The 15,769-nt window shown below is 49.0% G+C and carries 14 protein-coding genes; 5 read left to right on the top strand and 9 right to left on the bottom strand.

Translation table 11 applies throughout. The features are described 5' to 3' along the window. Nucleotides 1-30 precede the first annotated feature (30 nt). Nucleotides 31-627, bottom strand: coding sequence for an RNA polymerase sigma factor (locus B5D63_RS00225; RefSeq protein WP_159455837.1), 597 nt, complete (start codon nt 625-627; stop codon nt 31-33). 247 nt (nt 628-874) lie between these two features. Here B5D63_RS00225 and B5D63_RS00220 point away from each other — a divergent pair, with 247 nt between their 5' ends. From B5D63_RS00220 to B5D63_RS00210, 3 genes are all read left to right on the top strand, one after another. Beyond that, nucleotides 875-1,960, top strand: a complete 1,086-nt coding sequence (locus B5D63_RS00220) for a hypothetical protein (RefSeq protein WP_078666782.1) — start codon at nt 875-877, stop codon at nt 1,958-1,960. Between the two features lie 141 nt (nt 1,961-2,101). Further along, entirely contained in the window at nt 2,102-2,557 is a 456-nt protein-coding gene (locus B5D63_RS00215; RefSeq protein WP_078666781.1) for a VOC family protein, read from the top strand. 100 nt (nt 2,558-2,657) lie between these two features. Further along, nucleotides 2,658-3,284 carry a DUF5710 domain-containing protein gene (locus tag B5D63_RS00210; RefSeq protein WP_078666780.1) on the top strand — a complete coding sequence of 209 codons (627 nt, stop codon included), beginning with the start codon at nt 2,658-2,660 and terminating at the stop codon, nt 3,282-3,284. Between the two features lie 140 nt (nt 3,285-3,424). Here B5D63_RS00210 and B5D63_RS00205 read toward each other — a convergent pair whose 3' ends face one another. The 3 genes from B5D63_RS00205 to B5D63_RS00195 form a co-directional block, all read right to left on the bottom strand. After that, nucleotides 3,425-4,222: a M48 family metallopeptidase gene (locus B5D63_RS00205; RefSeq protein ID WP_078666779.1), complete on the bottom strand. Its 798-nt coding sequence runs from the start codon at nt 4,220-4,222 to the stop codon at nt 3,425-3,427. 266 nt (nt 4,223-4,488) lie between these two features. Further along, nucleotides 4,489-7,611, bottom strand: a complete 3,123-nt coding sequence (locus tag B5D63_RS00200) for a leucine-rich repeat domain-containing protein (protein ID WP_078666778.1) — start codon at nt 7,609-7,611, stop codon at nt 4,489-4,491. 22 nt (nt 7,612-7,633) lie between these two features. Then, the gene (locus tag B5D63_RS00195) at nt 7,634-10,603 is read right to left on the bottom strand and encodes a leucine-rich repeat domain-containing protein (protein ID WP_078666777.1); all 2,970 of its coding nucleotides are present in this window, start codon (nt 10,601-10,603) and stop codon (nt 7,634-7,636) included. Between the two features lie 111 nt (nt 10,604-10,714). On the opposite strand from B5D63_RS00195, the gene B5D63_RS00190 reads away from it, so the two are divergent. Further along, nucleotides 10,715-11,338: a Pr6Pr family membrane protein gene (locus B5D63_RS00190; RefSeq protein ID WP_078666776.1), complete on the top strand. Its 624-nt coding sequence runs from the start codon at nt 10,715-10,717 to the stop codon at nt 11,336-11,338. On the opposite strand, the gene B5D63_RS00185 is transcribed toward B5D63_RS00190, so the two are convergent. Beyond that, nucleotides 11,319-12,341, bottom strand: coding sequence for an endonuclease/exonuclease/phosphatase family protein (locus tag B5D63_RS00185; protein WP_200816884.1), 1,023 nt, complete (start codon nt 12,339-12,341; stop codon nt 11,319-11,321). The genes B5D63_RS00190 and B5D63_RS00185 overlap by 20 nt on opposite strands. A gap of 239 nt (nt 12,342-12,580) precedes the next feature. Here B5D63_RS00185 and B5D63_RS00180 point away from each other — a divergent pair, with 239 nt between their 5' ends. After that, nucleotides 12,581-13,948: an ATP-binding protein gene (locus tag B5D63_RS00180; protein WP_078666775.1), complete on the top strand. Its 1,368-nt coding sequence runs from the start codon at nt 12,581-12,583 to the stop codon at nt 13,946-13,948. A gap of 1 nt (nt 13,949) precedes the next feature. Here B5D63_RS00180 and B5D63_RS00175 read toward each other — a convergent pair whose 3' ends face one another. The 4 genes from B5D63_RS00175 to B5D63_RS00160 form a co-directional block, all read right to left on the bottom strand. Continuing rightward, a complete protein-coding gene (locus B5D63_RS00175; RefSeq protein ID WP_078666774.1) occupies nt 13,950-14,324 on the bottom strand; it encodes a hypothetical protein in 375 nt (124 codons plus the stop codon). Between the two features lie 10 nt (nt 14,325-14,334). Next, nucleotides 14,335-14,790 carry a DoxX family protein gene (locus tag B5D63_RS00170; RefSeq protein WP_078666773.1) on the bottom strand — a complete coding sequence of 152 codons (456 nt, stop codon included), beginning with the start codon at nt 14,788-14,790 and terminating at the stop codon, nt 14,335-14,337. Between the two features lie 61 nt (nt 14,791-14,851). After that, nucleotides 14,852-15,433, bottom strand: coding sequence for a Crp/Fnr family transcriptional regulator (locus B5D63_RS00165; protein WP_078666772.1), 582 nt, complete (start codon nt 15,431-15,433; stop codon nt 14,852-14,854). A 9-nt stretch (nt 15,434-15,442) separates the two neighbouring features. Then, nucleotides 15,443-15,733 carry a hypothetical protein gene (locus B5D63_RS00160; RefSeq protein ID WP_078666771.1) on the bottom strand — a complete coding sequence of 97 codons (291 nt, stop codon included), beginning with the start codon at nt 15,731-15,733 and terminating at the stop codon, nt 15,443-15,445. Nucleotides 15,734-15,769: the final 36 nt, after the last annotated feature.

Below are 15,769 nucleotides of genomic sequence, written 5' to 3'. Positions count from 1 at the left end.
GAAGGTAGGGTGGGTGGAAGAGAAAAAAAATTACCGGGAGGGGGTCACCAGGAGACCGGAAACCAACAACAGGGGGAGAATACCATCTGTGTTAGTATAAAAGAAGAATTTAATACTTTTCATGGCCAGCACCATATGCTCCTTTACGGTATTGCGGGAAATGCCCAGTTCCACGGCTACTTCTTCGTAGCTTTTGCTTTCTTCCCGGCAAAGCCTGAACACCTTCTGCCGCTGGGGCGGCAGCTGCGCTATGGCCTGGCGCAGTAACGATTCATATTGTTTCCAGAGCAGCTGTGTATCTGCATCTTCGGTCTGGTGCTGCAATTCCTGCATCGCCTGTAAACGGAGGGCCGTATCGGCGCTGATCTTTTTTAAGCGTTTAAACACATGATTCCGGGTAATACGGTACAGGTAACCGCTGAACGATAATTCAGGGTTGATGCGCTCCCTAATCTCCCAGATCTTTATAAACACCTCTTGTAGTGCATCTTCGGCCAGTTCCGGGATATTAATGAAGTGGAGTATGTAAGTGTAAAGTGAGGGATAATACTGATTATATAGTGCTATATACGCTTCGGTATCCCCTTGTTGCAGCCTTTGCAACAGAACAGCTTCTTCATTGCCCACTGGATTCTCGATTTGATGACTAAAATAAGCAATTGGCAGATAGTTCTGAGGAAAAATTTTGTGGATTCTTTCTGGCTTCAGATGATGGTGATTTTGCAGGATTTAAAAATACTATATTTTAGTATCTGTACGTTTAAGATATTCCGGCCGTCACCGTAGTATTTTCGACGACAATGGCAAATATTACATAATTTAGTGATGCTCAAGCAGTCACCATTATCACTTACTATCATTCAATACCGCGCACATGAAAAGGCTTTTTATATTGGTTGCCCTGATTTTTCCGCTGGCGTTAAGCGCACAGACCAGGCTGTCGGAAACTATTGCAGCAGATTTCTCCAGCCGGGTGGCCCATCACTATACGTTAAAAAACGATTCCATTACCGGTTATATCGCGGAGCAGCTGACCCGCAGCGGTGCCGGCGGGCTGGACATCGACTCCACCATGTTCAACCTGAAAAATGACCTTCCTGCCCTGGACGCGGCACTGAAATACCTGTACCAGTACAGCGATTGTAACCGGCAGCGGTTCATCGCCAACCTGCGCGGGATGAACCTGCAGACCAACAGCGTTTTTCCATTGGCCACCTACACCGCCAATAAATATAAGAACGATACCAAGGCCCTGCTGGAAGATAAAAGCGACTTCCTGAAAACCTATACCGGTCCGGTGACCGGTAAACAGGCCCCGGCTTCCGTTGCCCAGGTGACTGCAGCAGATAATACCGCTGCCGCTACGGCTGCCACCACCGGCGAAACAGCTGCCGGCGCCGCCACCACAACGGAAGGCGCTGCCATCTCCGCTCCACCTGTGGCGGATACACGTAGCTGGGAGGTAAAACCGCTGTTCCAGGTACGTACCCCGGAACAACTGGTAGACATGTTCGGTAAAGACAACGTTACCCAACGTGATGCTATCGACCTGGCCGGTACCAAAGAGGGCGAAGCGTACGTGATCTACCCGGATACCGACGATGAACTGGAAGTGCAGTTTGACGGCGAAAACGGAAATATCCTCACCTTCTCCCATTTCCCTTCCAAATGGAAATCCCCGTACGGCATTAAAGCCGGCGATCCGCTGGCCAAACTGATCAAAGTAAACGGCCGTCCTTTCCGCATCAATGGCTTTGAATGGACCAACGGCGGACTGGTGAGCGACTGGCAGGGCGGCGCCCTCGAAGGAAAAAATGTGGTCATCCAGCTGAAAGCAAATAATACCGGCGATCCTAAAACATACGATCAGGTTACCGGGGATAAAACCATCCGTTCAGACCTCCCGGTTTTAAAGAAACTGGACGTCATTATCCAGTCTGTCGCTTTTAAAAGCAACTAAATCATTTACGGATTTACAGATTTTTTGATTTATAAATTTAAAACGCAGCGGAGATCGCACTATCCAGGTGGTCTCCGCTGCGTTTTAAATTCATAAATCGTAAATCAAAAAATCTCTAAATCTTTTTTCTATCTTGTTTGTATGAAACAGACAATAGTTATTCTTTTCTTTGCCATCATGGGACTTTCCACGAGCATACAAGCACAGACTAAAAAATACCCTTCGCTGAACCATATCGCGATTTATGTAGTCAGCCTGGAGCGCGCTACCACCTTTTACCGGGACGTTATCGGTCTTGAAGTGATGGACGAACCTTTTAAAGACGGCCGCCACAGCTGGTTTAAAGTAGGAGACCACAGCCAGCTGCACATTATTTCCGGGGCCGCCAAAGCGGATGTGCATCCCAAAGACACCCACCTTTGCTTCAGCGTTCCTTCCATGAAGGACTTTATCGCCGTACTGGAGCAACACCATGTCACTTACGAAGACTGGCCCGGGAAACCCAATACCATCAACAAAAGGGTGGACGGCGTACAGCAGATCTATTTCCGGGACCCGGACGGCTATTGGATCGAAATCAACGACGACAAATACTAAACATCCGGGCAACGGACAACAGCCGGTAGGTCATCGCCCTAAAAAATAACAGGCGGGAGTGGTCTTTTTTTGTTAAATTCAGTGACCACATTCCAAGATTATGTCATTACTACTGAATGTTCCTGCTGCGGAAGAAACCGAAGCCAAGTCAAAAGGGGCTTTGTGGGACGCCAACCTGCAAACCTGGTACCTGCCGGATATCAATTATGATCATATCATGGAGGTAGATAAATGGATCACTGACCGGGATACCGCCATTATCCTGTCAGACGAGGTGATTATTGCCCATGCGCGCCATACCTGCCCGCATTGTCAGCAGTCCACACCGGTGATCGCCATTGGCAGTGATTTCTTCTACGAAAAAGACATGAACGAACGGGATGAATTAGTCTGGTTTGAACTGGATTTTTTCACCCTGTTTCAGCAGACTTCCGTTATCTCCGCGCATCTGTTCAATTTCTTCCGGGACAATTACCCGTATTACAAGCAGGGACCGGCCAGAAGCGCAGACGGTTTCTACTGGTGCAACCACTGCGAACATTGCGGGAAGGATATTGCCGATACCCTTCTCTTTGCGGACCCCGGCAGCGTGTTTAATCCGGATAACGCAACAGCCGCCGCTTCCATCACCCTGCGGACTTTTCCGTTTAAATACGCCCCACACATAGACGCAGATTACAATATCAATAATAATGTGCGGCTGATCAATGAATTTGCCGCCCGCTAAATGATTTCGGGATTTCCTGATTTACGTTTTTTTTATTTCGTCGATGGATAAACAAAAAGATCGAAGCAATTAATTAAAATAGCTTCGATCTTTTTTTATCGTAAAATCAAAAAATCGTAAATCAGTAAATCCCGAAATGATTATGGTTTTTTGTAACCATCTTTCGTCGCTTTCTCCGCCATGGTCACCATCCTTTTTTCCGTGTCAGGATGGGAAGAGAACAACTGGGTGCCTTTCTTTTTCTTTTCACCGTTATTTGCCTCCTGAGATGCTTTCCACAGCTTTTCAAAAGCGGTGGACATGCCCCATGGGTTCAGCTTATTGGCTTTCAGAAATTCATAACCGTAGTTGTCTGCCTGGCTTTCCTGGCCGCGGGAGTAAGCAGAATTAGCCACCGCTTCGCCCAGATCACCCAGCTGGGAATCGCTCAGTGCGCCGGCAGCACCGCCCTGGGAAGACACACCGTCTTTCAGCGCAGAAGTCATCAACGCCGTTTTAAAAGCGTCTTTGGAATCTTTATTTTTTACGTGACCGATCTCGTGACCGATAACGCCCATTACTTCATCATCCGTCATCACTTTCATCAGGCCGGCGCATACACGCACGCTGCCATCTGCACAGGCAAAGGCGTTGATGTCCCTTACCAGGTACACTTTGAAGTTCAGGTTCATACCCTGATAGCTGGTGGCGTTGGCCGTCAGCCTGGCCAGCCGCTGTGCCAGCGGGTCATCCGCGGGCGCTACAGGATTGTGCTCATCCATCCACTGGATGTATTCTTTGGTGTATTTGATGACTTCATCATCACTCAGCGTCACTGCTTTTGCAGCTTTCACACCTGCGCCGATGGTTTTTGAATTGAGCTTGAACTGCGCGCTGGCGGTAGATGCCAACGCAAGGGAGATAGCACAAACAATGCTACAGCGAGTAAAAACAAACATAAAAAATAACTGTTTAGTTAGGAAATGGTTTAAGGTTAAAAAACATTTGCGCGGCGAAGATAAAGGAAATATCCAATTCCAGCCAAACCGGAAGGTACTTCTGTAACCGTGTATCATCCCTAACTAAAAGAAGCCGTAGTAAAAAGTAATCCGGAAGCCCCTGGCATTGTATGAACGAAAACTTTATCTATCGGGCACCCGAACAAAAAAGGAAGCGCCCCCAAAAGGTTAGACCCTTTTGGAGGTGCTTTTTACGGATAAAAGGATCAAATTCGGTTATCAGCAGCAGCTGTTGGCAGCACGAGGTCTTTTAGCTTTTTCAGCTGTGAAAAATCGAAAACATCCGGTGAAAACGGGTTATAGTCGAGCCGCAGCTTTTCCAGCGCCTGTAGCTGATTTAAAGCCGCAGGCACCTGGGTGATGCGGTTGCCTTTCAGCGCTACGGTCACCAGGTTTTTCATTTCTGTAACGAAAGCCATGTCGGTAATCTCACAAAATTCCAGGTCCAGACCGGTCAATTCCTTGCAGGCAACAAGCCTTTCCGGGTGTTTCAACGGCACATATGCCATCCGGAACGTTTGAAGGCGGACCGCTACACTGGTCAGGTCCGGCACTGTCAGCGCCCTGTCGTGTCTGCATCCAACATGCAATTCCACCGGAAGGGTAAAGAGGGATGCTGGTATTTCATCTGTGGTAATGCTGACATATAAGTTTTTCAATGGAAGTTCCCGCAGATAATTTACCAGGCGTGGCAAGTCCGTTGTATCGCCCAGATCCAGGTTTAACCAACTGACGTGCTGAAAATGTGCCAGCACAGCGGAGATATCGCTGGCTGGCATGTCTCTCAGTACCAGGCTTTCTCCCCGGTAGGAACCACGATTTTCTTCTCTTTTTGCTATTTGAGCGGCCAACACAAAAGCACATGCATCTAATTCCGGATGCAGGTACAGCGGCCGGAAATCGTCTTCTGACCGGTCTTTGAACCGGTCTTTCCAGTTGGTTTTGATATGATGCTGTAACGTTGCCGAGGCGTATTTTTTAAACAACGTCCTGGATTTTTTCCGGATGCCGGCGTCTTTATGAAACAGGTGAATAGCCGCGAGATAACTCAGCAACACTTTACCGGCGCCGCCACCTTCCATCATTTCCAGTATCAGCGCTATATTATTCGTATGCTGGTCTGCCAGCAAACGTGTAATCTGTTCCGTTAGTGCCTCGTTTTCCTCCGTCATCAGGAAAGGGGTGTCATCTTTGATTTCCTGCGCCTTGAACTGGTCTTCCAGTATGTATTGGTATTCCTGTTGAAAGAGCTGCTCCATCGTCTCTACCGGTATATTCTGTCCGAGGAACAGATGTGTGGCTACCTTCAGGTCTTTTGTCTCCGTTGCGCCACGATGCTGCAACAGCTCTGTCAGCGATTTTTTACCGCTCAGTGTAGGCGTTCCCGCTATATATACCTTAGCGCCGGTGATATTGCCGGCTGCATCGAAAGGATGCGGCAGCAGTGTATGTAAAGCATCGTATTGATGTGCCAGCAGGCCGAAAGCCACTTCCCTCCGGCACCCATCCGGTATGTCCATGGTGGCCAACTGCTCAAAAGCAGTACAATAGGGTTTGAGCTGCGTTGTCTCTTTCAATACGATCTGTCCTCCTTTGGCCCGCCCCAGCGCCAAAGGAACCACGGGTTTCGTATTCCGGTTGACCCCATAAAGCGCCTCGTAGAGAAAGTCGATGTTCAGCCTGTCAAGGTGAGACAGTTCCAATAGTGTTTCCGGCAACCGGAGCGACGGGGCAAAGATAGTGGCTTCATTGAGTGCCGGCAGGCCTTTCAGGTATTGAACATACCAGTCAAAGGGTTTTTCCATGGTCCTGCTGAACCGAACCGCTTTCAGTCCGGGCATCCGTTTCAATTGCTGTGCAACGGTATCCGGGTCCAGCTCGCGGTAGTAGTCGAAATCGAAGATGTCAATACCCGGCAGGTCAAAGTAGGCATCGGGCATATGGGATGCTATGAACGGCCCATGCAGACTACGCAGGCAAGGCGCCTGCATCAGATGACGTATATCCGCATCTGTTATCTCTGACACAGATAGTTCTTCCAGCCGGGGCAACTGTGCAAGCCGCGCATAGTCTATTGTGACCGTGGAATCCCATATCGCCAGTTTACGCAGGTTAGGCATTTGATATATCCAATCCGGCAGAGGAGGCAGCGGAGCATCCGGCAGGCTGAGTTCTTCCAACAGTGTTAATCCTGAGAGGTCCGGCCAGCGCTCAAAAGCGCCTCCGTCTATGTCCAGTGACCGTATCCACGTCATCTGCCCAAGCGATGCCGGCAGCACTTCGATACCATCCAGCACCACCGCATTTACAAGCCGCAGCTCCATAATACTATCGGGCAATGTTTTTTTCCCATTCACGATATATGGTAACAGACGACTGTTACTGAAAGAAGTATACACCGGATTATCCTTTACCATATTGATAAAGAAGGGCATCGGCAGTGGATTGGCAGTGATAATTTCCTGCAGGTGCTTCAGCTGTAACAGCGTCTCCGGCACATCTTCGAAGTAATTGTCATACAGATCGATGCATTCCAGGTTTTCCAGCAGCGTAATGGACGCCGGCAGCGCCATAAGGCCACAGCCCTTCAACCGCAGGCGCTTCAGCTTTTTACAGTTCGCCAGTACCCGGAAGGCCTGATCGAAATCGAGCTCCTTATTGCCGTTGAGGGCCACCACTTCCAGTTCCTGTAATTCGCCCAACTCTTCCGGCAGCCGGGTGAGCTTATTGTATTTTACGTGCAATTCTTTTAACTGCGACAGCTCTTTTATCGCCGGAGGCAAAACAGCGATGCTGTTAGAGGAAAGGTCTAGTATCCGCAGGGATGTCAAAGCACCGATCTCTTTAGGCAGCGTCTTGATTTCATTGAACCGGAGACTCAGTTCTTCCAGCTTCGGCAGCCCGGCAATATTTTTAGGGAAAGTGGTAAACCGGTTGGTCCGCAGGTTGAGGATACGCAGTTCCTTTAGCGATTGTACACTGTCCGGCAGCGCCTTCAGCTGGTTGCCTGTTATTTCAAGGGCTTCCAGGCCGACCAGCAGGCCAATGCTATCGGGGAGTTCGCTCATTTTAGTCTTGGTCATGCCGAGACCTTTGAGCTGTGGCAGCGCTGCCAGGGCGGTGATAGCGGAGGCATGGTCCAGCGCCTCGTTGTAGCCGAGATCGAATTGCACCTGCGGGATATGCGCTGCCTCCTGAATATCCGGCATTTTCTTCAGGCGTTTACCGTGCAGGACGAAGCGCACCCTGGGATGCGGGCAGTCCCTGGCTTCTTTGATATCGTTGAGTACTACAATACCGGGATCGGCATACATCTGTCTGTGTTCCATAACGTTTTTTCAGGTAAGGGATTTAATATTTTTTGCTGTAAGATGTATTGTTCACAACATCCAGCCGGGGCAACTGCAACGCGTCTACCTCTTTTTCGCTGATGTTGTTTCCGGCAATAGACAGGGATGCTAACTGATCAAACGCCTGCAATCCGGCAGGGAGAGCTGCGAGGTTGTTATTGGAGATATCCAGTTGCTCCAGTTGGGTCATGTGCCCGAGGAAATCTGCATTTTGCAGGCTACAATCAGAGAGGGTGCATTTTTTCAGTTGCCGGAAGATTGACACGCCTTCGGGGTGTACCAGTGGCGCCCCTTCTATCGACAGCCGTGAGAAGGTCACCTGCCCAGGCTCCAGTTGCGGAATCGTAAATCCGGGGCTCCCTTTGAGCCGCAGTGTGATATTCTCCAAAGTGGGCATCTTCCAAACCTCCGGTGGCAGGGCGGTGATGGGCGCTTCTATGACCAGGGTCTGCAGCTGCATCAGGGGTAATTTTTTCAGCAGCTTTGTGATGGCGCCATTTCCGGGGCTTTCGATTGAGACCATGTTGACCGGCAACATGTCCCGGATACTGTCTGTAACGGCATCGTCGGGGATATGCTTTAGCCAGAGGTTACCTCTCCAATCCACTCCTTTTGCCAGGAAATAAGCCAGCAGAAAGGCGAACATATCCAGTTCCGGATGCAGGTATAACGAGGTAAACTCATCTTCCCGCTTGTAGCGGAAAGTCTCGCTCCACGTGACATCTATGTGGTGCTGCAAACCGGCGGAGGCGAATTTTCTGAACAGGCTTTTGGCTTCTGTGGCGATATCGTTATTCCGGTGAAAAAGATGTAATGCCGCCAGGTAGCTGATCAGTACCGGGTTGGCACCGCCGCCACGAATGACCTGCAATGCCAGTAGCAGTTTATCTTCTGTATTAAGCAGCCGCGTTACCTGGCTGACCAGCTCCCGGCCTTCTTCTTCCACCAGGAAAGGCGCGTCTTCTTTTAACGTTTGTGCTTTCAGGTGATCTTCCAGTACCAGCTGAACGGGGTGTTCGGACAGCTGTACCACGGCGGTAGCGCTGATGTGCTGCCCTACAAAGACATGGGTGGCAGCGGCTATGTCTCTTACGATGTCAGCGCCGCGTTGCCGTAAAGCAGCGCTCAGCTCTTTTCGTGTGCATAGGGTCGGTTCCCCGGCGATGTATATCTGTGCTCCCGGCAGTTCCCCTTCCGCCGTAAAAGGCCAGGGCACCCGCTGTTTCAGCGCATCATACCGGCGCGCCAGCAAGCAGAAGGCCAGTTCACGTGTAGCCGTACCCGTTATTTGCCGGCGCTCCAGCACTTCGAAAGCGTGCAGGTATGCTTTCGTGTGCGGGTGGTTTTCCAGCACCAGCTGTCCAGGCCGGGTGTTAGCCACTGCCGGTGGCAGCTCGGGTATTCCCTGACAGTGTTCATTCCAAAAAAGGCGGATATGCGCCAGATGCGGCAGACGGGCCAGCGAAGCGGGCAACACTTGTTCACCGAGATAAAGGGTGGCGTCTCTCAGCCTGGGCAACTGCTGCAGCCAGCGGATACAGTCCGCTGCAGGCAATGGCCGCACTTTATTGAAGATGAGCGTATGCAGGTTGGGCAGGCGATGCAGCATCGACAAGGCATGATGAACATCGATGCCTTCATACTGGTTAAGATCAAACACCTGCACGCAGGGAAGATCGTAATAAGCGTCCGGCAGTTGTGCGGCGGTGATGACCACATCAATATACCGTCCGTGTATGGGTTGCAGGAAATGCTGCAGGTCCGGAGCTGTTATATCATCGGTCGTGATTTTTTCCAGGGCAGGTAACCGGGCGATGCGGGCATAATCCGGCCGCACCTCACAACGTTCTATCGTCAGTGTTTTAAGTGCTGGCAGCTGGTAAACAAATTCCGGGAATGCAGCAAAGCGGGTACCGGATATCCGGACATGCTCCAGGGCTTGTAACCCTGATAGAGCGGGCAATGCAGCGTATCCTCCGTTGATAAAAGACAGCGATTTCAGTTGCGCAAGCTTGTTCACCATCACGGGTATACGTTGCAAATCGGTGAAGGTGATCGCGTCCAGGTACTGAAGTTCCCCGATATTGGCCGGCAAAGTGCGGACACCATCTTCTTCGTATGGCAATATTTTAAACAGGTGGAGCGATGTTATATCGGACCGGTCTTTTATCATGTTGAAATAAAAGGGGGCCGGTAGCGGCCAGTCGCACTCGATAGTGGTGAGGTGAGGCATGTGGGGAACAGACCGAAGCATGTTCCTTCTCAGGTCAAGGGCAGTGATTTGCCGTAGCCCGGTGAGGCCGGCCGGCGCGACGGAAATGTCGCAGTTTTGCATAGACAAGCGCCTTAACGCGTCACAATTGGCTAACAGGTGACAGGCATCCGTTATTTTCAGGCAGCCATTGTTGTCGAGTACCAGTATCTCCAGGTGTGACAGGTGCGTGATGGATGCCGGCAGCTGGATGAACCGGCCGCCGTCGAGATACAATTTCTTCAGGGCCGGGAACACCGACAGGTCACTGTCCGCCAGTGCTGCCAGTGCATTCCCGCTGAGATGCAGTTCTTCCAGCAACGGTAATGGCCGTGGTAAAAGTGGCAGACCGGACAACTTATTATTATTCAGTTTTAAAACCTTCAGTTGCCGGAGATCGGCGACAAACGGTGGCAGCTCTTTCAGGCTGTTGTGGGAAAGGTCGAGGTATTGCAGGCCCGATAACCGGGTGATGCCGGCGGGCAGTTCTTCCATATTGGAGGACGCCATGTTCAGGGCCTGCAGATGAGGCACCGCTGCCAGCTGGCTAATGACAGTAGCATGTTGCAGCTCCCGGTTACCGCTTACATCAACATGCACATACAGCAGGCGGGCAGCTGCTTCATATCCCGGCGGCAGGACAGTCAGTCTTTTCCGTTGCAGGTCCACATATCCTGTCTCCTGCGCGTTTTTCATGACATGGGTCTCGAAGTAATCCATAGGCGTGCGGGTTATCGCCCTATAAAGAAAGAAAACTTTCTCTTGTCCTCAAAAAGAAATGCGCCCGCCGGCCGTCTCCTGCTGTGACCAAAAAATCCGTATACTTATACTATGGAAATAAAACGGTCCAGCATATACCCTGCTATCCTTTCTCTACTGGGATGGTTCGCGCTGATAGCGCAATATTACCTGATGCTCCTGAACGGGAAGTTATCGCCGGGGGAACTGACGATACGGTACTTCAGTTATTTCACTATCCTGACCAATCTGCTGGTAGCTGTCTCTAATACCGTACTGTGGCTGTATCCCGCATCGCGTTTTTTTTCGCGGGCAGGCACACAAACGGCGCTGACGGTGTATATCCTGATTGTGGGGATTATCTATAATGCGGTATTACGGTGGCTTTGGCAGCCACAAGGGTTACAGCGGGCGGTGGATGAGTTGCTGCACAGTGTCATTCCGGTGATGTCGCTGCTGTACTGGATATTATTCACAGCCAGGCGGCGGCTGGAGTGGAAACAGTGCTGGCCGTGGCTGCTGTATCCGTTGGTTTATTTTGTCTATGTCCTTGTCAGGGGTGCTGCTGCCGGCTTTTACCCCTATCCGTTCATTGATGTGACCCGGATAGGGATAACGCAGGCGTTGATCAATGCGGTGGGCATTGCCGGCATATTTCTTTTACTATCGCTGCTGTTCATCAGTGTCAGCAGGTATCTTACTTCAGGTCGAAGGTAACCAGCAGGGCTTTATGGTCGGTGGGCCATACCCCTTGAGGTACGATAAACTTGTCTTTCGTTTGCTCGTCACGGATAGCGCCATATACTACAGAGGCGCGGGGACCTACGATGGCAGCATCTTTCAGGCGCAGTCTTTTATCCGGGCGGAAGAAAACAAAATCGATACGGTCCCTGTCATCCGCATCGGGCGACCATGCCAGCTTACTAACGGGAACGGCCGTATTGCCTCCCGGGAAGGTGAAGCCCGGATGTGTTACCGGGTTGGGATATAACTGGCGGTAGGCGTCCGTAAAGCCTTCTTTTTCCAGTGCCATAGTCACGTTCCACGGAACGATGGTGCCGTGGTGGTCAAACAGGTCTTTGGTGGCGGCGGTCCAGTCCCGGTGGGAAGGTTCGTTAAAGTCGCCTCCCAGTATCACGATACTGCCTTTGGCTGTTTCGCGGCGGGCGTCGGCCATAAACAGTTCAATTTCTTCATCTCTTTGCGAGGCGCGGTTGTCCGCCAGTATGCTGTCCACATGGGTGACCGGCGCCGGCAGTTTTTTCCAGCTGCTGCTGTGATAACCACGGGGAAGGTAGTTGGCGGCATGGAGATAATCCAGGTGCGCCGTGTAGACGGCTATGTTAGTGCCCTTCACGCGCACGACGGCTTTATAAACAGAGCCATGGTCGTCTTTTTCCGGGCTGATGGTTTCAAACCGCGTTATCGGGTAAGCGGAGAGGATGCCTGAGTCGTAGCTGTATTCGCTGTAGAAAGTGCGGCCCTGTTTGACCAGCGCTTCCCTGATGCGGTCGCAGAAGCGGGTCTGTTGGTAGTTACGTACTTCGCTGAAGGTGATAATATCTGCGCCGGTGTGGATGATTTCGTCGGCAATGGCTTCAAACCCGCCCGGTACCACGGTACCTTCCTGCCAGATATTAAACTGCAATACTTTTAACGTGGTTGCCGCCTGTGCCTGCAAGCATAGCAGGAGCAGCAATGGTAAGGTCCATTTTATCATGTGTTCACTGTTTGGGATAAAAATAGTGTTTATAGCGTATTTTATTATCTGGTTAAAAACATATAGTTCGTCATAAAAATAAACACAATTAAAAATAATTTATTATTTAATAATAATAAATAAATTATAAATAAATTATTTATTAATTTAAAATTATACCCATATTTTGTAACAAAAAACAAACAAAATAACCTATTAAATATTACAACAAAAACAAGAAATAACCCTAATTTAGTAGCATGTTCCAGCGAAATATTCTATCTGAGTTAGAAAAATGGGCATCGAAGCCGAATAGAAAACCCTTGATCATCAGAGGTGCCCGTCAGGTTGGTAAAACAACTGTTATCAATCAATTTTCGGATGCCTTTGAACAATACATCTATTTGAACCTGGAGTTGCCGGAAGACAAAAGGCCTTTCGAGCAATTTGAGAATTTTGACACCCTGCTCGAAACTTTATTTTTTCTTAAGAATAAACTATTAGCGAAACGGGGAAAGACACTGATTTTTATTGATGAAATTCAGGAAGCACCAGTGGCTCTGCAGCAGTTAAGATATTTCTTTGAACAGGCTCCCGATATAGCCGTGATTAGCGCGGGTTCAATGTTGGAAAGTTTATTCAATCCTGGTATCAGTTTTCCTGTAGGTCGGGTGGAATACCTTGTAATACACCCTGTGTCCTTTCCGGAGTTTTTAGGGGCTGTGAATGAAACCAGCGTGTTAAGCTATTTGAAGAAAGTGCCGGTCGCCAAGTTCGCTGAGGATAAATTAATGAAACTTTTCCGTACCTATTGTTTAATAGGAGGCATGCCTGAGATAGTTGCTCAATACGCTGCATCCAAAGATCTGTCAGCGCTTCAAACAACCTATGAATCGCTGTTAGTATCGTATCTCGATGACGTAGAAAAGTATGCCCATAGCAATGCTCAAATAGAATATATCCGACATGCGATCCGGGTAAGTTTTGCAGAAGCTGGTAAACGCATAAAATATCAGGGATTCGGCAATTCCAATTATAAATCCCGTGAAATGGGCGAAGCGCTTCGTGCATTGGAAAAAGCATTACTAATACATCTGGTATTTCCACAAACAGCGCCGGTCCTTCCTTTGCTTCCTGATCAGCATAAATCGCCACGATTACATGTTCTTGACACCGGAATGCTTAACTATTTTGTTGGCATACAACAGGAAATATTAGGGACACAGGATCTTAGTACGGTATATCAAGGGACTATGATTGAACACGTTATCGGTCAAGAGTTATTAGCCAGACAATACAGTGCGTTGCACGGATTAAATTTCTGGGTCAGAGAAAAGAGTGGAACCTCGGCAGAAATCGACTACCTATTTGTATATGAAGGGAAACTAATTCCTATTGAAGTCAAATCCGGGGCAGAAGGAAGGCTAAAATCGCTGCATCTTTTTATGGATCATGCACCACATAATATGGCAGTCCGCTTCTTTGCCGGAGAGATAAGTATTTCGACAATTGTAACTCCTGGCAACAAGGAATATTATTTACTAAACCTCCCGTATTTTCTGATTTCACAAATTGAAGAATACTTAAAATGGTTTGAGAATCAGATAGCTAAAATGAAGGAAAAGTAGCCTATAATTTCCGCCTGAAATTCTTAGCCAGTCCGAATTCTCCATTGATATATTTCCCGGATTTTTCAGGAGCATAACGCTCGAAGTACATCCCCAGCGCATCGGGATTTCTTTTTACGAAATCCATCAAACGCCAGTGAAAAGGGCTCTGATAGTACTCTCCCAGTTCGCGATAACTGAGCCAGTAACTTACCATTACTATCTGCAACGGGTTTACCAGCGCCGGGATACATTCATAAGCGCCATAATGTCGCTTTACAGACCGGATAATGACCGGCACATGCCACCATAACCAACAAAAACCTTTGAAGCTACGCGCGCGGATACTGTTCACAAACACAACGGTTTCCCTATTGGTAATTTCTACTTCGTACATACGTATCCGTTTAAAAAACCGCAATGGAGAAAAAATAAACCCAGGCAATGAACAGCAGCTGCTCCGGTACCCTGAACCAAAGGTAACCCGGTCCCGGTCCGCTATAGGTTGCCTTTTCCAGGTCCACATGTTTGATTGCAGCATAGATATTAGCCGGGAAAATGAGTAGAAAGAAGATGATGATCACCCAACCGGTCATCTCTCGAAGGGAGGGCGCTAACAGCAGAATACCCATGACAATCTCCGCAACACCGGTAATATACACCACCGCTTTTTTGAAAGGAATAACGCGCGGTATCATCATGACCATGCCTTTAGGGAAGAGAAAATGCCCCAACGCGGTGAAACATAACATGCAGCACATCGCAAGATTACCGGCGAGAATCAGCTGCCAGTCGCCCATAACCGGTCTGGAGACCAATAACGCCAGTGTAAATACCGATATCAGAATAATAATAGGTTTCATGAAAGGTGTGTTTTGTCTGTACAAATGTCCACCTTCCTTCCTCCCCGGAAAATGATGTATGTTAGTTTCTGGCGTGCTGCTTCCTGATGCGGCTCAGGCTCTCCGGCTGGATGCCAAGAAAAGAAGACAGGTGTTTCACGGATATCTGCTGCACCAGCGCGGGATTTCGCTCCAACAGCTGCACATAGCGCTCTTCTGCCGTCAGCGACAACAGCTCCATCTCCTTTCTCAGCCGTTTAGCATACTGGTACTCCGCAATCAGCCGGCCTATCCGCTCCCCGTGATGATGTTTGTTGTAAAACTCCTGCAAAAAGCGGAAAGGAATCGCCACAATGCTGGCATCTTCCAGCAGCTCTATAAAAACAGTACTCGGTTCCCGCGTAATCAGCGAGTAGTAGGCCGTCACCATATCCCCTTCAAACTGAAAGTCGACCGTAAACTCTTTCCCATCCCTGATAAAATAATTACGCGTAGCGCCTGTATGCAGAAAATAGATAAAATTCTCTACCTGCCCTTCCCGGGTAAGGAAGTCCCCTTTCCGGCATTTTTTGGTGATGAGTTTGGACGAAAAATCGTCCCACTCCGCCGTTGTGAGCGGGTAGAACTTGTAGATGGCTTGCTGGAAGGATTGGAGATCGGTCATGGAAGAATATTAACAATTATAGTTCTCCCGATCTATATGGAGTACTGTTCCCTTCTCAAATTCTCTAAGGGATGACGGAGCAACCGCAACTATCTTCTCTACTTTACCATCAGGAAATTCCCGCACCACCCAACTGTCTTTTAAATAAATCCAGGGCAAACCCAATGCCTTATTTTCATTAATAGCATTGATAGCAGCCCTCTTTCCTATGATTGAAAAAAATTCACACCCCTGTGAGTCTTCGTAAACGCTCAAATCACCTTGTGGTTCGAGCATTTTTGCTTTTCCCTTAATAGACATAGTAATGTTTTACCCCCAATGCAGTTTTTAAAGTTA

The organism is Chitinophaga eiseniae, assembly GCF_900167135.1.
Taxonomy (GTDB): Bacteria; Bacteroidota; Bacteroidia; order Chitinophagales; family Chitinophagaceae; genus Chitinophaga; species Chitinophaga eiseniae.
Note: the sequence above shows the minus strand (reverse complement) of the source record. Positions and strands in the feature narration are given on the sequence as shown.